This window comes from Mucilaginibacter terrenus (assembly GCF_003432065.1).
GTDB lineage: Bacteria > Bacteroidota > Bacteroidia > Sphingobacteriales > Sphingobacteriaceae > Mucilaginibacter > Mucilaginibacter terrenus.
Genome location: NZ_QWDE01000001.1, coordinates 35,238 through 53,743, shown reverse-complemented (window position 1 = coordinate 53,743; position 18,506 = coordinate 35,238). Strand labels below are relative to the sequence as shown.

14 protein-coding genes are annotated in these 18,506 nt (G+C 45.3%); 7 read left to right on the top strand and 7 right to left on the bottom strand.

The window, feature by feature from the left end:
- Positions 1–23: 23 nt before the first annotated feature.
- From DYU05_RS00255 to DYU05_RS00240, 4 genes are all read right to left on the bottom strand, one after another.
- Entirely contained in the window at positions 24–3,218 is a 3,195-nt protein-coding gene (locus DYU05_RS00255; protein WP_205771743.1) for an efflux RND transporter permease subunit, read from the bottom strand.
- Between the two features lie 160 nt (positions 3,219–3,378).
- Positions 3,379–4,593 carry an efflux RND transporter periplasmic adaptor subunit gene (locus DYU05_RS00250; RefSeq protein ID WP_317127846.1) on the bottom strand — a complete coding sequence of 405 codons (1,215 nt, stop codon included), beginning with the start codon at positions 4,591–4,593 and terminating at the stop codon, positions 3,379–3,381.
- Between the two features lie 239 nt (positions 4,594–4,832).
- Positions 4,833–5,435, bottom strand: coding sequence for a TetR/AcrR family transcriptional regulator (locus DYU05_RS00245; RefSeq protein ID WP_117380995.1), 603 nt, complete (start codon positions 5,433–5,435; stop codon positions 4,833–4,835).
- A gap of 211 nt (positions 5,436–5,646) precedes the next feature.
- Positions 5,647–5,952 (bottom strand): hypothetical protein, encoded by a 306-nt coding sequence (locus tag DYU05_RS00240; protein ID WP_117380994.1) that lies wholly within the window; start codon positions 5,950–5,952, stop codon positions 5,647–5,649.
- A gap of 151 nt (positions 5,953–6,103) precedes the next feature.
- On the opposite strand from DYU05_RS00240, the gene DYU05_RS00235 reads away from it, so the two are divergent.
- From DYU05_RS00235 to DYU05_RS00220, 4 genes are all read left to right on the top strand, one after another.
- Positions 6,104–7,159, top strand: coding sequence for a glycoside hydrolase family 130 protein (locus tag DYU05_RS00235; RefSeq protein WP_117380993.1), 1,056 nt, complete (start codon positions 6,104–6,106; stop codon positions 7,157–7,159).
- 66 nt (positions 7,160–7,225) lie between these two features.
- Positions 7,226–9,433 (top strand): glycoside hydrolase family 88 protein, encoded by a 2,208-nt coding sequence (locus DYU05_RS00230; RefSeq protein WP_117380992.1) that lies wholly within the window; start codon positions 7,226–7,228, stop codon positions 9,431–9,433.
- 108 nt (positions 9,434–9,541) lie between these two features.
- Positions 9,542–9,862 carry an ArsR/SmtB family transcription factor gene (locus DYU05_RS00225; RefSeq protein WP_117380991.1) on the top strand — a complete coding sequence of 107 codons (321 nt, stop codon included), beginning with the start codon at positions 9,542–9,544 and terminating at the stop codon, positions 9,860–9,862.
- A 1-nt stretch (position 9,863) separates the two neighbouring features.
- Positions 9,864–10,292, top strand: a complete 429-nt coding sequence (locus DYU05_RS00220; protein ID WP_117380990.1) for an SRPBCC family protein — start codon at positions 9,864–9,866, stop codon at positions 10,290–10,292.
- Between the two features lie 64 nt (positions 10,293–10,356).
- Here the strand turns inward: DYU05_RS00220 and DYU05_RS00215 are convergent, their stop codons facing one another.
- Both DYU05_RS00215 and DYU05_RS00210 read right to left on the bottom strand, forming a co-directional pair.
- Positions 10,357–10,776 (bottom strand): hypothetical protein, encoded by a 420-nt coding sequence (locus DYU05_RS00215; protein WP_205771740.1) that lies wholly within the window; start codon positions 10,774–10,776, stop codon positions 10,357–10,359.
- 156 nt (positions 10,777–10,932) lie between these two features.
- The gene (locus tag DYU05_RS00210; RefSeq protein WP_165851962.1) at positions 10,933–13,260 is read right to left on the bottom strand and encodes a glycoside hydrolase family 31 protein; all 2,328 of its coding nucleotides are present in this window, start codon (positions 13,258–13,260) and stop codon (positions 10,933–10,935) included.
- Positions 13,261–13,472: 212 nt separating this feature from the next.
- On the opposite strand from DYU05_RS00210, the gene DYU05_RS00205 reads away from it, so the two are divergent.
- Complete coding sequence (locus DYU05_RS00205) at positions 13,473–16,205, top strand: alpha-L-rhamnosidase (RefSeq protein ID WP_117380988.1); 2,733 nt, start codon at positions 13,473–13,475, stop codon at positions 16,203–16,205.
- A 10-nt stretch (positions 16,206–16,215) separates the two neighbouring features.
- On the opposite strand, the gene DYU05_RS00200 is transcribed toward DYU05_RS00205, so the two are convergent.
- Positions 16,216–17,010: a phosphatase PAP2 family protein gene (locus DYU05_RS00200; RefSeq protein ID WP_117380987.1), complete on the bottom strand. Its 795-nt coding sequence runs from the start codon at positions 17,008–17,010 to the stop codon at positions 16,216–16,218.
- A gap of 294 nt (positions 17,011–17,304) precedes the next feature.
- Here DYU05_RS00200 and DYU05_RS00195 point away from each other — a divergent pair, with 294 nt between their 5' ends.
- Positions 17,305–17,889, top strand: coding sequence for a fasciclin domain-containing protein (locus tag DYU05_RS00195; protein ID WP_117380986.1), 585 nt, complete (start codon positions 17,305–17,307; stop codon positions 17,887–17,889).
- 74 nt (positions 17,890–17,963) lie between these two features.
- On the top strand, positions 17,964–18,452 hold the full coding sequence (locus DYU05_RS00190) for a cupin domain-containing protein (protein ID WP_117380985.1): 489 nt from the start codon (positions 17,964–17,966) through the stop codon (positions 18,450–18,452).
- Positions 18,453–18,506: the final 54 nt, after the last annotated feature.

Here is an 18,506-nt window from a genome sequence, read left to right as displayed (position 1 = left end):
AAGTAGAGGTTGAATTCTAAGTGTTATGCCAATTCTCCTTCTAATTGCTGTTGTTTTACGCCATGCTCGTCGCGGTGCCTGTCAAACGGTACGCCGCTGATCTTTTCCTGCAGGTGCTGAAATATTACAAACAGAACCGGGATGATGAACAAGCCCAACAGTACTCCGGACACCATGCCACCCGCAGCACCTATACTAATAGAGTGGTTACCCTGTGCAGACGGGCCGGTTGCTATACTCATTGGGAACAACCCGAACACGAATGCAAGCGATGTCATGATAATTGGGCGAAGCCTTAATCGAGCCGCTTCAATTGCTGCGTTAACCAAGCTTAAACCTGAGCGCCTTTTCTGAACAGCAAACTCAACGATAAGGATGGCGTTCTTGGCCAGCAACCCGATAAGCATGATGAGCGCTACCTGTACGTATATATTATTTTCAATACCGGTTAAGCCCAGTACAGCAAACACACCGAATATACCTGTAGGGATAGACAGGATAACCGCCAGTGGCAGGATATAGCTTTCGTATTGTGCAGATAGTAAGAAGTACACAAATATTAAACAAAGCATGAATACCACTGCTGATTGCCCGCCTGATGATATCTCTTCGCGGGTTTGGCCGGAGAATTCGTAAGTGAAGCCGTCAGGCAGTTGTTCTTTAGCGGTTTCCTCAATTGCCTTGATAGCATCGCCAGAGCTGTACCCTGGTTTAGGAATAGCGTTTACTTCGATAGAGTTGAACAGGTTATAACGTGAGGCGGTTTCGGAACCATATACACGGGTCAGTTTTACCAGTGTGTTGATTGGCACGCTTTCACCAGCATTATTTTTAACAAAAACACGGTCGATAGTTGTGGGGTCGGTGCGGTCGGCGACGTCAGCCTGTACCACTACGCGGTAGTATTTACCAAAGCGGTTAAAGTCTGATGCTTGTGCCGTACCAAAGTAAGCCTGCATGGTAGAAAGGATGTCCTTCACGTTAACACCCAGCTGACTTGCCTTTTCATCATCAATCTGCAATTCCAGTTGCGGATAATCTGCTTTGTACGATGTGAAAGCGTAGGCTACAGCAGGTTTCTGCATTAACTTTGCAATAAAATTATTGGTGATACCGCTGAATTTATCCAGCTTTCCGTTTGTTTTATCTTGCAGTACCACGTCTAATGCTTCCACATTACTAAAGCCCGGAACAGTTGGAAAACTAAACACGAAGAACGTACCGCCGGGTACAGCGCCTAATTTTCCTCTTACAATGTTCTGTATCTCGTCGATATTTTTAACGTCTCCTCTTTCATCAGTTGGTTTTAACAAAAGGAATATAACACCTGCAGACGGGCTGCTTGATTGTGTTAGAAAGTTAAAGCCGGAAAGGGCGGTAACAAATCGTGCTGAAGGCAACGTTTTTAGCTGATCTTCTGCCTGTTTAAATATCTTGTTTGTACCGCTTAACGAAGTACCTGACGGTGTTGACACTGCTATAGCCACAAAACCCTGGTCTTCTGTAGGGATAAAGCCGGTTTTGGTTTTGTTAACCATGAATACGGTAGCAACAATTACCAGCGCCAGGCCTGCCATACTCACCCATTTATTGCGGATAAGCAGCTTTATACCATCAACATACTTGTTGGTCATGTAGTTAAAGCTCCCGTTAAAACCAGCGTAAAACTTGTCTGCGAAGCCTTTCTTAGGTGCATCATGTCCGTCAGCAGTATGTTTATTCTTCAAGAACAGAGCTGCAAGCGCGGGGCTTAAAGTTAAAGCGTTAACAGCCGAAATAATAATGGCTATAGCCATAGTTAATGCGAACTGCCTGTAGAATATACCGGTAGAGCCGGTCATGAAGCTTACGGGCAAGAACACCGCCGCCATAACTAAGGTAATAGATATGATGGCGCCTGTGATCTCGTGCATAGCCTCAGTCGTAGCTGTTTTAGGGCTCAGGCTGGGGTCATGTTCCATTTTGGCGTGTACGGCCTCGACCACCACAATGGCGTCATCTACCACAATACCGATGGCGAGTACGAGTGCAAACAACGTTAACAAGTTAACGGAGAACCCAAAAAGGTTCATGAAAAAGAAGGTACCCACAATTGCCACCGGAACCGCAATGGCAGGGATAAGCGTGGAACGGAAATCCTGCAAGAAAATGAACACTACTATAAACACCAGGATAAAGGCTTCTACAAGTGTGTGCTCAACCTGGTTTATAGATTCGTCAAGATCCGTTTTAGTGCGATAGAACTGATTGTATTTGATGCCGGCAGGAAAGCTCTTTGAAGCTTTTTCCATCAGCTTATCAATTTGTATCTGGATTTCGTTGGCGTTTGAACCTGATAGTTGTATGATACCGATAATTACACCATCGTGCCCGTTAAGGTTGCTATAGCTGTTATATGAATAAGCGCCTAGTTCCACACGTGCAACATCCTTTAGGTGCAGCACGCTTCCGTCTGCGTTAGCACGGATAGCAATGTTCTGGTATTCTTCAGGCTTGGTAAGTTTACCTTTATATTTAATAATGTATTCAAACGATTGATCGCTGCGTTCGCCAAAACGGCCCGGAGCTGCTTCCAGGTTTTTGTCCTGTATAGCGGCCATTACTTCTGCGGGAGTGATTTTGTATGCAGCCATCTGCGCCGGGCTAAGCCAAACACGCATGCTGTAATCCTTAACGCCGCCAAACACCTGTGCCGAACCAACACCCGGGATACGTTTGATCTCGGGAACAATGTTGATCTGCGCGTAGTTGGCAACAAACGTTGCATCGTACTTTTTAGGATCGTCGGTATAGATAGCCAATGCACCAATAAAGCTATTTTGCTGTTTGGTGGTGGTAATACCATACTGTACAACTTCGGCAGGTAACTGGCTTGTTGCTTGCGATACACGGTTTTGCACGTTTACAGCGGCCTGATCCGGGTTGGTACCTTGTTTAAAGTACACCGTAATGGCCAGCGAGCCGTCGTTACTTGCCGTAGAGGTCATGTAGGTCATGTTCTCTACACCGTTAATTGCTTCTTCCAGGGAAGGTGTTACCGAACGTAGTATTGTTTCGGCATTAGCGCCCGGGTATACAGCGGTTACTAACACAGCCGGAGGTGCGATGTTCGGGAAACGCTCCAGGGGCAGTTTGGTAAGGCCGAGTATACCTACTATCACCAATAGGATAGAGATAACGGTTGATAGTACCGGCCTTTCTATGAATTTCTTAAACATGATTTTTGATGTTGTAGAGCCAAGAATTAAGATGCAAGAGCCGGGACGAGAGCTTATACCTCGTTATCTCCCCTGCTAATCCTGATCCTCGATTTCCTTTTTAAAGATTTCTGTTGTAGATCAAAGTTGCGAGTGCGCGCTGTTAACTTTTATCCAGCACTTAGTTACTTGCAATGGCTTTTTCAGCTGCTACGGGTTCCGGTTTGATAACGGCACCTTCCTGCAGTTTGTCAATGCCGCTAAGTACTATCCGGTCACCTACTTTTATGCCGTCTTTAACCAAATAGTTGTTGCCGCTTTTGCCTTCAATGGTGATAGGTAATTTCTTCACCTTATTGCTATCTGCAACTGCCCAAACAAATACCTTATCCTGCATTTCAACAGTAGCCGACTCAGGTACTATCAATGCGTTGGTATGCTGAAGGCCTAACCTCACTTTACCGGTGTTGCCGCTACGGAGTAAACCCTGCGGATTGGCGAAACTCGCGCGCACAGTTATTGCACCGGTAGTTTTATCAAACTGACCGTCTACAACATCAATCCGGCCTTCTTTAGCATACTCGCTATTATCAGACAACAGCAGTGTTACAGGTGGCAGGCGCTTAAGTTTAGCTGCTATAGTTTCACCCGGATATTGGTCTTTAAAGTTTACAAAGTCCTTCTCTCCCAGAGAGAAATAAACGTGCACATCGTGAACGTCAGACAATTGGGTTAATGCCTCAACATCCTGAGGAGCAACCAGGCTGCCCTGCTTCTTAATAAGGCGGCCAATGTAACCGCTTACAGGTGCTTTTATTAAGGTATACCCTAAGTTAATCTGCGCGGTAGATACATTTGCTCTTGCAGATTCAATGTTTGCCTTTGCTACCTGGTAAGCAGCTTTAGCGGTTTTAAGCTGATAGTCGGACACCACTTTATTAGCAACAAGCGGGGTAAGTTTATCAACCTCAAGCTGTGCATTAACAGCTGCGGCTTCTGCCGCGTGCAGGCTTGCTAATGCGTTGTTTAAAGCAGCGCGGTATGGCTGTTCGTTTATTTTAAATAATGATTGCCCGGCGTGTACAAATGCACCTTCGTCAACAAATACGCGGTCTAATGTGCCGCTTACCTGTGGGCGAACTTCTACGTTAACAGTTCCTTCGATAGATGCAGGGTACTCTTGGTAAGTAGTTTGGGTACCGGCTGTAATGCTGGTAACCGGTAATGATGGCGGAGGCGGAGCCTGCGCCGTTTCTGGCTTTGGCGAACAGCTAAATAAAGCTATCGCTATAATTGCAATTAAGATACTTTTCATGATGAGTAGTTTTGATGGTGAGCTAATAGGGTCTAGTGCTGCCCGAAGGCTGTTTATATATATAGAGTCGGTCGTTTTCATTTCAGTAGTGTTGCATTTATTACAGTGTCATTTATCGGCGCTGAATAACCCGGCTAATGACATTTACTGGATTTAAATGCTACAACATCGTTAAAGTATTTAACAGTGTTAGATGTTGTGGACATTAAGGAGCTTATGCGTTTCATTTATAATACATTCAAAAATTAGCTGCTTTTATTAACAAATTTTAATTAACACTGTTAAATAAACTAACTGTGTTAAAAATTTCTTAAAAAAACTTACGGAGTGATAGACCGGATAATTCCGGTTATCGCATCGCGAAGTACTTGTTTGTTTATGTCGTCACCTGAGTCGCGGTTTAGTAGGTTAATAGAAACCAACCCATGCACCACCGACCAAAAGGTGTAATACTTAGTACAGATGATGTCGGAGTCGAGATCATCAATCTTCATCAGTTCACCTATAGAACTGCTTATCAAATCCCACGGTAAAGAGGCTTCTTCAAGCTTGTTCACCATTTCGCAACTACAGGTAGTAGTAATGCCAAACATTACCTGGTACAACTCTTTATTAGCGAAAGCATAGTTCCAATAGGCAAGCCACATATCTTCCAGCTGTTTAGCCGGAGAGGTGTGCTTATCTTTAGCCTCCTGTAATTCACGAGCCAGTTTCAGATAACCCATTCGGGTTAATTCTAACAGTATAGCTTCTTTATTAGCAAAGTACTCGTAAATAATAGGTGCGGTGTATTCAATCAAATCAGCTATCTTACGCATGCTGAGTGCCTGCCAGCCTTCCTCCTTCACAATACGTAAAGCAGCAGTCAGGATGTTACACCTGGTCTCTTCTTTTAAACGTAATATCCTGTCTTTACTTCCCATTGCTAAAACGCCGATAACTTATTTAACAGCGTTAAGCAAATGTACAGCGATAAATCAACGAGCGTATCATTTATTTGTCATTAACATTAATGAGTTGATTATTAATTAGTTATTGTGATTTAACCAGCCGTAATCCGGTTGTAACTACTGGAAAGAATAGCTTTTAGAAGCTACAATCATGTTACAACATGGCTAAAAAACCGCGGAAACCTTATTTACGCATAAGCGGCAGCACAATTCTGCTTACAATAAGGTGTGCTACCAGCGATAACGCAAACGTAAAAAGTAGGATCATCCCTAATTTGATGGCAGTGTTAAAGTAGTCGAGGAAACCCGAAATACCATGGCCGCTGTAAAACAAGGCCAGCAGAAACACGCAGCCACCAGTAAGCCATAACGTAAGATGCGAATAGAAGTACCTGCGGGTGAGCAGTGCACCGTTTTTAAAAGAGATCAGTAAAAAAACTACATGCAGTACAAACAGTAATACCGCGGCAAATACAAGAACATACAACATAACTAAATATTAAATGATCAACAACATAAGCTGAGCGGCAAAATCGCCGCTACGTGCATAAAAAGGCTTCAGGTTAACTAATCAGATCACCAAATTTATAAAACTCATTCGTTTTTTGCCTGTTAGTTTATTATATTATACTGTTACTGTTATGCCCGACATTGCCAAGCGCTTCCCGCAAAACCCTCTGTTATCGCCTTCACACCTGAAACCCAGCCAACAAGGTTTACACATTGCCTGCTTGCTTAATCCCGGCGTGTTTAGATACGAAGGTAAAACATGGTTACTGGTACGGGTTGCAGAACGGCCCGAGCAAACAGAGGTGCATGTATCCTTCCCTATATTGACCGACACAGGCGAAACAAAAATAATGGAGATCGCCCTGAACGATGCCGACCTTATTGCTACTGATGCACGGGTGGTACGTTATAAAGGTGTAGATTACCTGACTACTTTATCGCACTTGCGCTTGTTATGTAGCGACGATGGCGTAAACTTTCACGAGCCGGAGGGTTATAAATACCTGTACGGATCTGGGCCATTACAAACCTTCGGGATAGAGGATTGCCGTGTAACCACTATTGAAGGAAAGTTTTACCTGACCTTTACAGCCGTTAGCGACAGTGGTGTTGGTGTGGGCATGCGCACCACAACCGACTGGAAAACGTTTGAAAGCCACGGCATGATACTGCCTCCTCACAACAAAGACGTAGCAATATTCGAAGAAAAGATAAATGGTAAGTACTACGCTTTACACCGCCCCAGCAGCGTTGATATTGGTGGTAATTATATCTGGTTGGCCGAGTCTCCTGATGGTGTACATTGGGGAAATCACAAATGCATTGTAAAAACCCGTGAAGGGATGTGGGACCGTGCGCGGGTAGGCGGCGGCTGCTCGCCTATAAAAACGGAAAAGGGCTGGCTGGAAATTTATCACGGTGCGAACTTTGAACACCAGTACTGCCTGGGCGCTTTCCTGCTTGACCTTAATGATCCATCAAAGGTAATTGCCCGTACACAGGACCCGATTATGATCCCTTCGGAGCCGTACGAACTTACCGGATTTTTCGGCCATGTGGTATTTACCAACGGCCATATTGTGGAAGATGATGGCGATACCATTACCATGTACTATGGCGCGGCAGACGAACATGTTTGCGGCGCACATCTTTCAATAAAGGAAATATTCACCGCTTTGGGTGTATAGCCAAAATCAAACAATTTTATAGCATGTGTGGTTAGCTATCTGAAACAAGAATAAATCACAATTACTATGAAAGGAATTTCTCCATGGGCTACCGTGGCCAGCAATATCTTTTCCGATACCAATTTAACGTTTACAGATACTAGGGCTTACGGGGAAACAGAATTTAGCATTTATTGTTCTACCGACTCACTATGGTGTATTGCTACCTGGCCTAAAGGTGGCAAAATCGCTTTCCGCATGGCCTATGCACCTGATGGCGGAATTGAACTGCGGGACAGCAAAGTTGATGGCAGTACCGTTACTTACCACTTAAACTCGCTGATAGGTAGCTATAAGGTAACGGTGTCCTTCCCTAACCTGGCAACCGGCGGGGTGTTACACTATCAAACCAAGCTTACACCAAAAACCGATTTGCTTATCCCTTACTGGCCAAGGGACATTGTTATTCCTGGCAAAGACGGCAAGCCTGAAAATACAGCCGGAAAAATACACATGAGCCAGGAGGGCACGCGTTCCGGCATGGTGTTCTTTAGCATGACCAGGCCAAAAGCAGGTTCGGTACTTTACCTACAAAATCTTACAGCACTTGCAGATTACTGCCAGCAAACTGAAACATCTGCAGGCAACGTTGTAGGCGGCAACTGGCCCGAACTGGGCTTTGCTTTACCCCCCAGTACTGATAAGCCGCTTGCCGAAGGCAAAGAGGTTATATTATCTGACGCGTTTATAGCATTTAATCCTGATGTACCCGATGGCGAACCTACTATGGTACGCTTGTTTTTGGACACCCTTGCATTGGTGTATCTGCAATTACCAAAGCCGGGTACAGAATACCATAACTGGCCGGAAATACTGGACCTTGGCTTACGCGATCTGCTGCACAGCCCGGGGTGTTGGTCACAGGCTGACGGTCACCACTACTTTAACGCTTACGTAAGCGACTACACCACTCCGCCAGAAATAATGGTTCAGCTGGCTGTGTTGTTGCCGTTAACGGATTATGTAGAATGGAGCGGCAAGACACTTGATGCAATAAAGATAATTAAAGACGGCTTACCTGCTTTTTACGACGATAAACTTAAAACCATAATGAGGTGGCTGCCGGCCAACGTAGATCAGCTGGAAGGTGAAGAAGAGCAGAAAAAACCTTTAGTGATGGATTCGTGGTACCTGCATCACCCGCTTTTAAACCTTTCGCGGCTAGCTTTGACCGGTGACAAGGAAGCCGAACGCCTGTTTATGGGTTCGATAGATTATGCTATTAAGGTTGCTCACCATTTTAAATACCAGTGGCCGGTGTTTTACAAGATGGACACGCTGGAAGTGTTAAAACCTGAAACAGAACCCGGCAAAGGGGGCGAAAAAGATGTACCGGGGCTTTATTGCCATGTGATGTTGCAGGCTTATGAACTTACAAAAGATAAAAAGTACTTAAGAGAGGCCGAAACTGCCGCCAAAAAACTCCAGGGCCTTGGTTTCGAACTGTTCTACCAGGCTAACAATACCTCTTTTGGTGCCGGTGCCCTGCTACGCTTATATAAAATAACAAAGGACAAAACATACCTAGACATCAGTTACTTGTGCATTGCCAACGTACTGCGCAACGTACAGCTATGGGATTGCAATTACGGCAACGGCAAGTTCTTTTCATCGTTCTTTGCCATGTTCCCGTTACAAAATGCGCCATACACTGCGGTTTACGAAGAACAGGAGGTTTTCTGCGCTTTACATGATTTTCTCCGGCACGCAGAAGACGTGGAAGAACTATTACCATCTATAAGGCTGTTGCTTGCAGAATACATTCGCTACCTGGTGTCCAGGGCAGTGTATTATTATCCGCCAATGCTGCCTAAAGAAGTGCTTGCAGACAAGCCCAAAATAGGCGAATTGACGCCTCACCTATGGATAGCGCTGGAGGATATGCAGGATGGATGGGAAAAATGCGGACAAGTGGGCCAGGAGGTTTATGGCGCAGGTAATGCTTTCGGCATATTACCAAGGCATTACATGAGAGTAAAGGATGAAGATTTTATGATCTGTGTAGACTATCCTACTTCAGGTTTCTCGCCTGTTAAAAAGAACCCGGTTTCATTTACGGTTCTTGGTGATAAGCGGCTTACCTGCAGATTGATGATCATCAAAGGCGAAAAGAAGCTGCCTAAGCTAAGTGTCGCCATCAAAGGTAAAAAACACGTGTTTGAAGGTAAACCAACTAAGGACGGCAACATAGAGTACCAAATACCGGGGAATACATCCTTAAAGATCTCCTGGTAGCAATTGTATTATCATTAATCCTGCCCTGCATCAACAAGAGCAGGATTTTTCTTAATCTAATTGCGTAACCGAATGGTTTCATTAAATTTGAAACCATTCGGTTACAATATGAGAAGAGATGTTTTCCAGGCAATTGCCGACCCTACCCGGCGCGAGATTATAAATATGCTCGCAAACCGGCAACTTAACCTTAATGCTGTCGCCGAAAATTTCAATATAAGCAGGCCTGCTGTATCTAAGCATATCCGAATATTGACCGAATGCGGGCTTATCACCATTCAACATCAAGGCCGCGAACGCTATTGTAAAGCTAATTTGAAAAAACTGAAGCAGGTGGCTGACTGGGCGGCGCAGTATCGTAGCTTTTGGAACAGCAAGTTAGACGCTCTCGAGAACTTTCTTAACGAAGAACAAACCAACAATCTATAACATGGAAACACAACCGTTAATTGTAGAACGCACCTTAGCTGCGCCGGTAAGCAAAATATGGCAGGCACTTACCGACAACGAAAAAATGAAAAAGTGGTACTTTCAACTTGAAAACTTTGAGGCCCGTGTTGGTTTTGAGTTTGAGTTTGTGGGCCAGGGCCGCAAGGGCGAAAAGTATTTACACAAGTGCAGGGTTACAGCCGTTGAATTTCAGAAAAAGCTGAGTTATACCTGGGCCTATGAAAATTATCCCGGTAGTAGCGAGGTGAGCTTTGAGTTGTTTCCGGAGGGCGATAGCACGCTGGTGCGAATCACACATAGCGGACTGGAAACTATGCCGGACAGCCCCGACTTTGCAATATCAAGCTTTACTGAAGGCTGGACATACATCTTAGGAACAAGCCTTAAGCAATTTGTAGAAGAAGTATAACTTAAATAGAAACCAAAAAGGCCCGCATTAGGAGCGGGCCTTTTATATTTAATTAGTCGGCTAATTAGAACGGCCTTGTTGGCGGAGTTGATGGCGCTGTAGGGCTGCTTGGAGTAGTCGGACTCATTGGTGTTGTAGGAGTAGTCGGGCTAGTTGGCGACGTTGGACTTGTAGGCAACGTCGGACTAGTTGGACTTGTAGGTGATGTTGGTGTCATTGGCCTGGTTGGTGTTGTTGGATTAGTAGGTGTTGTTGGATAGCTCGGGTTGGTAGGGTTTGTCGGGCTATTTGGTATTGTTGGCGACGTTGGTGTAGTTGGCACCGGAGTAGTTGGCATTGTAGGGCTTGTTGGAGACGTAGGCGTGGTTGGAGTAGTTGTACGCGTACGTTGTTTTGGTTTAACAGATGTATCGCGTCTTGTTTGGGCTTCGGCTGCAGTTGCAAATGCTAATGCGAATACTGCTGCTACAATTATCTTTTTCATAATAGATGTGTTTTGGTGAATATTTATTAACTATAGGTATAAATACTGTGCCAAAAACTCACATCAATAAACTTATAATAAATTAAATGCAAAACGCCCGAACAAAGTCCAGGCGCTTATTAGTTTTAAGTAGGGCAACAATTTTTTGTAGTACTATTATAATTTCACCGTTAAAGGTTTGCCATTATACACTACGCTTTTTTCGTAGGTACGGGTTTCCCCGGCATCTGCACCATGCGCACCCTTTACCATCACAATGTTAAAAGTATGCTTTTTCAGCATGCCCGCATAGCTGCCATTGGTAGCCGAAATGCTCAACTGCCGAAGCTTATCATTCCAGTTTAATGTAAAGGTCGCCCTCGCGCCTTTTTCATAATTGTAATTTTCGTTCTCGTCCTCGTACATCTTAAACTGGCCGTTTGCACCCGGGTAAATACGCAGTTCAATTTTATCTGCAGGCTTTTCCGTCGCGTATTCCATAACCGGGCCCATCGGGATTATTGATCCTGCCCTTACATACAATGGCATGGTTGCCATGGGTACATCAACTGTAAGTTTTTTACCGCCGTTAAGCACCTCTCCTGTCCAGAAGTTGTACCACCTGGTTCCCGCAGGCAGGTACACTTCCCGCGTTTTTGCTTTGCCTGCAGCGCCTGTACCTGTATATAGCTGAGATGTTACCGGGTTCACCAGGAAAGCCGGGCCAAACATATACTGATCTGGTATGCTGTACACGTTTGCATCCTTTTGAAAATCAAATGCCAGTGAACGCATCATGGTGTAGTTTTCGGTGTTCACCCTACCGGCAAGTGAATAGATGTAAGGAAGCAAGCGGTAGCGCAGTTTATCGTATTTTAAAAGTATAGCACGTGTGTCTTCGTCCCAGTTCTTAGAGAAGATAGCACGCTCGCCTTTGCCATGGATGCGGAAGATAGGTGAAAAAGCTCCAAACTGGAACCAACGGGTAAACAGCTCACGGAACTCCGGTTTCGACCAATCCGGCGCTGTCCAATGCCAATGGTAGCCGCCTATGTCCGATGTCCAATACGGTATGCCCGATGCACATGCGTTAATACCCTGCGGCACCTGGTTCTTGAAATTAGCAAAGGTACACTCAATATCTGACGACCATAGCGTAGAGGCATTGCGCTGTTCTCCGGCGAACGATTGCCTAACCAGGAAGAACGCCCTTTTACCGGGGATATCCCTGCGCCACCCCTCGTAAACACCTTTTGTATGCTGTAAGGAGTAAGTGTTAAAGTAGTCAATACCTTTGCCCGTGTAAAAGTTTGCTTTCCGTCTTTCATCAAGCAAAGCGCCGTTATCTGGTTCGCACTGGTCAATCCACCATGCATCCCAGCCGTAGCGCTTAACAAGGCTATCGCGTGCCTGCTGCCAATACAGCTCCCGGGCCTTGGGGTTATGTGCATCGTAGTAGGTATCAAAGGTATGTGTCACTACGTTGTCCCAGGTAATGCTGGTAAGGCCGCCTATCTTTTCCAACGCATCGTAATTAGGTGTACCCTTACCAAACACCGGCCAGATAGAGATCATGGCGTGCAAATTTGCTTTATGTAAAGAGTCCACCAGTTGCTTCGGGTGTGGGTAACGCTCCGGTTTCATTATGTGCGAGCCAATTGGCAATGGGTCCCAATAGTACCAGTCCTGCACCAATACATCTACCGGGATGTGGTTTTTACGGTAGTTATCTTTAACAGTTAGTATCTCCGCCTCGCTCAGGTACCTGTCTTGCGATTGAAATAAACCATACGCCCATTTGCCAAACATTGGCGCGCGACCGGTTGCCGTACGATAAAGATCGATAATCGTGTCGAAAGAAGGGCCGTAAAAAAAGTAATATTTTACCTCTTTACCGCTCTCAGATACATACTTGTACTGCGTGTTATTGGCTTCTGATCCGTAGAAATTTGATGCCGAATAATTATCCCACATCAGCCCGTATCCCTTAGTAGACAGCATAACCGGGATAGCACCGGTAAGATACTTTATCGCCATATCCTGGTTGCGCCCCTTATAGTTGATAGACAGAGAGTCCAGCGGGTGGCACCCCATTCCAAATAATGCCTCATCTGCCGGTGAGGTAAACTGGCTGGTACAGTTGTAGGTGTTAATGCCCGCAATAGTTGCAGCGGCCATGCTCTTGTTGGTACCGGCTTCAGCGGTTATTACATTCCCTGCAGCATTGCAATAGGTTATGGCATTTGTAGTTTTATCAACCTTAATCTTGAGCCTGCTTGTACTGATAACAACCTGGTTACCCACATCAGTTACAGTAAATGCTCCGGGCTGATCCCACTTGTTATTCACTACCAGCGATTCCTTGTTTTCAAAGGCGTTCAGGATAGTATACTTCACCTGCACAATGTCGGCTTTGCAGATGTTAAGCTGCATTAACCCCTTGTCAAGTTTAAAGGTTATCCCTTTTGAAGTTTTTGTGTAAGAGAGCACTTTGGCCTTGCTCATAGCGGCCGTAAAAATGCAAAGGAGAAGGATAAAGGCAGCCTTTATCCCCCGGGCATGTAAACGCATAATTTAGTCTGTTTATAATTTCGCCTAAAGTTAAAAACCACGGTTGTGGGACTAATGTGTCAAATGTACATTTTTATAAAAATAATGTTAACTATGTGTATTTAGCCGTAACTTTTACCGGCATTTTCTTGCCCCTCGTTATTGTCATGAGAAAAACGTTTACTCTTGTTCTTGTTGTTATTACTACAGCCTTCGCGCATGCGCAGGTGAAAATAACGTCCCTTTTGTGCGAAAACCGCGCTAATCCAATTGGACTTGATAATACTGCTCCCCGCTTCACCTGGGAGTTGGCGTCAGATAAAAGGAACGTTACGCAAACTGCCTTCCAGGTACGGGTAAGCACGCATCCAAATTTCAGCAAAGCCGTTTGGAACTCCGGCAAGATCACCTCCGATTCATCTGTGCATGTTGCCTACAAGGGCAAGCCGCTAATGTCTCACACCAAGTATTACTGGCAGGTGCGGGTTTGGGACAATGAAAAGAAAGCATCAGCCTGGAGCACTCCTGCATATTGGATAACCGCGCTGTTTAATAATAATGAATGGAAAGCGAAATGGATTGGTCCGGGTTTCAAAGAAGATACATTAAGGGCTTCGCCCATATTTAGAAAGACCTTTAACTCCAACAAAAAGGTAAGCTCGGCAATTGCCTTTATAACTGCACACGGGTTGTATGAAGCGCAAATTAATGGCAAACGGGTTGGGGATGCTTACCTAACCCCCGGCTGGACTACCTACAACAAAAGATTGCAGTACCAGGCTTATGAGGTAACTAATTTGCTGAACGAAGGGAACAATGTAATTGGCGTTACTTTGGGCAGCGGATGGTACAGGGGAATAATTGGCTTTACTAATCACCTGAACATCTACGGGAAAGACATCGCTTTGCTGATGCAGCTTCATATCACATACACTGATGGCACGACAGAAACGGTGGTAAGCGACGAAAGCTGGAAATCATCTACAGGTGAGATTACTTATGCAGAAATTTACAACGGTGAGACCATAGATGCGCGAAAAGTAAAGAAAGGCTGGACCACCGGCGGCTATCTTGATGCGGCCTGGAGCGGCGTGCAGGTGATGGACTTTGGTGTGAGCAACCTTTTAGCCACTTACAACGAGCCGGTAAGAAAACACGAGATATTTAAACCTGTACGGGTAATTAAAACCAAAAAGAACGAGCACCTGGTTGATTTCGGGCAGAACTTAGTTGGCTGGGTAAAGATCAAATTACATGGTAAAAAAGGGCAAACAGTAACCATTTCCCATGCCGAAGTGCTGGACAAAGATGGCGATTTCTACACCGAAAACCTGCGCTCGGCTAAGGCACAGGACACTTATATACTAAGTGGGCAGGGTGTAGAGGTATTCGAGCCGCATTTTACTTTTCATGGCTTTCAGTACATAAAGGTGGAAGGTTACAACGCCGAACTTAACCCTGACGATTTTGAGGCAATCGCTCTGTACTCTGATATGCCTGCAACAGGAACGTTCACATCATCAAACGCGCTCATAAACCAATTACAGCATAACATCCAGTGGGGGCAAAAAGGCAATTTCCTGGATGTGCCTACTGACTGCCCGCAACGGGACGAGCGCCTTGGCTGGACAGGTGATGCCCAGGTGTTTTCACGCACAGCATCGTTCAACATGAACGTGGACAACTTCTTTTCAAAATGGCTGAAGGATGTTGCCGCCGAGCAGGACAGCAAGGGCTCTGTGCCTTATGTAATTCCAAACGTACTGGGTGCCGGCGCTTCCGGCAGCGCGGGATGGGGAGAAGCTGCTACCGTGGTTCCCTGGAATATGTATATAGCCTACGGCGATAAACGTATCGTTAAAGATCAATACGCCAGTATGAAGGCCTGGGTTGATTACATGAAGAACCAGGCTAAAGATGACCTATGGAACACCGGCTCGCACTTTGGCGACTGGCTGTTCTACAGCCTGAATGACGATACCGATGGCTCTTCGGCAGTAACAGATAAATACCTGATAGCACAATGTTTTTACGCGTATTCCACGCAACTGCTTATTAACGCCGCACAGGTATTAGGCAAACAAGACGACTACGAAAGCTATGGCAAGCTATTAAAGCGCGTTAAAGACGCTTTTGTAAAAGAGTACATTACCGCCAATGGCCGTATGGTGTCGGGTACGCAAACAGCGTATGTGCTGGCACTGAATTTTGATATGCTGCCCGAAGAAATGCGCCCGCAGGCGGCTAAAAGACTGGTGGACAATGTAAAGGCTTACGACAACCACTTAACCACTGGCTTTTTAGGAACGCCATACTTATGCCACGTATTAAGCCGGTTTGGCTACACAAATGTAGCTTACCGCCTGCTGCTACAGGATACTTACCCTTCATGGCTTTACCCTGTTAAGATGGGCGCCACAACCATCTGGGAAAGGTGGGACGGCATTAAACCTGATAAAAGTTTTGAAACCCCGAGCATGAACTCTTTTAACCATTACTCCTACGGTGCAATTGGGGACTGGATGTACAGAGTGATGGTTGGACTGGACACGTATAACGATGGCCCTGGTTACCGGCATATCAAGATCATGCCTCATCCGGGCGGCGGCTTTACCAGCGCGAGCGCCAGTTTACAAACCTATTATGGCAAAGTAAGTTCCGGGTGGAAGATTGACTCGGGTATGCTGAGCCTTGATGTGGAAATACCGGTTAATACCACAGCCTCGGTGTATATACCTGCTAAAGATGCAACGGGTATCATAGCCGACGGCAAGCCGCTGCAAAATGCCAAGCAGTTTCAGCCAACCTACGGGAAGGAAAACTATATTATGGTAGAACTAGGATCAGGAGCGTACCATTTTGAAGCACCCATAGCTGACCGTAAGTTAGCAACGAATTAACAAGCTCCTGCTATAACCGAGCGCTGAACGATAAGCCCACCATGCCGTTACCAACTTGTGGCATGATAAGGGTAGTGCTTTTTGATTTATCGTCATGAAAGAGCTTGTTCCTGAACAACGGATACAGGAAGTAAGCTGCCTTTGTGGACAGTATACCAAAACCGGCACCGGCTACAATGTCGCTGAACCAGTGTTTATGGTTGTATACGCGCAGGATAGCCGTAGCGGAGGCAAACGTATAAGCGGTGATCCCATACCATGGCGATTTCTCCGCAAATTCCTGGGCCATAAACTCGGCTGCCACAAAGGCGCTGCCCGCGTGCCCGGACGGGAATGAAAGCCTGTCTGATCCGTTAGGTCTCAAACGGTCCGAAGAACTTTTTAAGCCGAAGGTTGTCAAAGCAAATATCCCTTCGGACATGCCTAATAATATAGACCTGTCTATAAAGGTGTTTTTACCCTGTACACCTGCAAAGTTCAACCCGTAGGTAAGTACTATAGGAGCATACTGAAGGAAATTTTCTACCGGGTACAATTTCCCCGGGTGATCCAGCTCCGCATCACGATCGATACTAAAGTCGAGGTTACGTATTGGCTTCACGTAAAAAGACAGCGCCCCGTAGGTTACGAACACAGCCGGCGGAATGTACGATTGCCAGGTGCTCTCCAGGTGGCGCACCGTATCCGGCAGTGCCGTTAACTTAGATGAATCGAGTTTAGCTGTATCTCTCTTGAGGGTGTCGGTAACCTGCGCGTTTACCGTTATCGAAATAAAACTTAATAGTACAAATAGTATCCTTTTCAAAATCTCTCCAGTTTACAAATAATTAACAGTACGATAATACAATTTTTTTGTTTGCACCAATCGCTATTTAAAACCATTCTCGTTCAACAGCTTAGAGGCTTAGGTTGTGCCTTTGCTTAAACCACAAGGCCGATTTAACGCAATGAGAACGCACTTTCTTGCGTTTAAAAAGAAATAATACTAAACATTTCTTTACTGGTTAAGTTATTTACCCGGAGAGCAATCAAACCAACTATGCAGAAAACTATACTTATTTGTTAACCCTTTTAAATAAAACAGTAAATAAGCATTAGTATGAAAAGATCCATTGTAATGGCGTCAGCCTTATTCGTTTTAAGTTTAACGGCAAGCCAGGTATTTGCACAAACCACACAAGACACCACCAAGAAAACCACTACCACTACTACTACAACCACCACCACTACAGAAGGTGCGAGTGACGTAGTTGGTGCGCTTGCAAGTAATGCTGATTACAGTACAGCGCTGTCGCTGGTAAAAGCCGCAAAACTAGACTCCGTACTTAAAGTAGGCGGTCCGTACACGATATTTGCACCTAATAATATCGCCTTTAGCAATTTGCCCGCAGGTAAGCTGGATAGTTTAGGTAAAGACCCTGCAAAACTTGCCACCCTGCTAAAGGGCCACGTGGTTACAGGCAAATACAGTAAAGCAGATATTATTAAAGCATTAACTGCCGGGAAGGGCAAATTCACGCTCACTACGTTAGACGGGCAGCCGCTCACCCTCTCACTTGCCGGCAGCAAACTGCAGCTTACCAACGCAGCTGGTAGTTCGGCCCAGGTAACCCTATTTGACCTTATAGGCGCCAACGGCGTGGTAAACGGCCTCAACGGTATATTGATGCCGAAAGCTAAATAAAACCTTTTCTTTTAATTTCTGAAAATAGCGGTGGGTGTTAAACTCATCGCTATTTTTATGCTTTATCATTTCTTATGCCCGAAACTGAAGCTTTATATTGGATAGAACACCTAAACATGCAACCTCATCCCGAAGGAGGCTTTTATAAAGAAGTATTTCGTTCCCATCAACAAGTTACCCGTGCTGGCTCAACAGAAGTAAGACAGGCGTGTACTTCTATTTACTATCTTTTAGAAGGTGCAGACTTTTCAGGCTTTCACCGTATCCAGTCCGATGAGGTCTGGTATTTCCACAAAGGTGTTCCCCTGGTAGTTCATGTGCTAACAGAAGATGGCCGGCACCTACCAATGGAACTATCCGATCTTCCGTCAGGCAACCTCTCGCTTGTTGTGCCCGCCGGGCTTTGGTTTGCCGCAGAAATACCATCAAAAACAGCTTATACATTAGTAAGCTGCGCCGTAGCGCCCGGGTTTGAATTTAGCGAATTTGAAATGGCTGATAAAGCAACCATGCTGGCAACTTATCCTAATCATGGGGCTTTACTAAACCAACTTTGCCGTTAGTCCAGGCGCATTTGTTGCTGCACATTTGCACTTCAAATGTTTATGATTAATTTG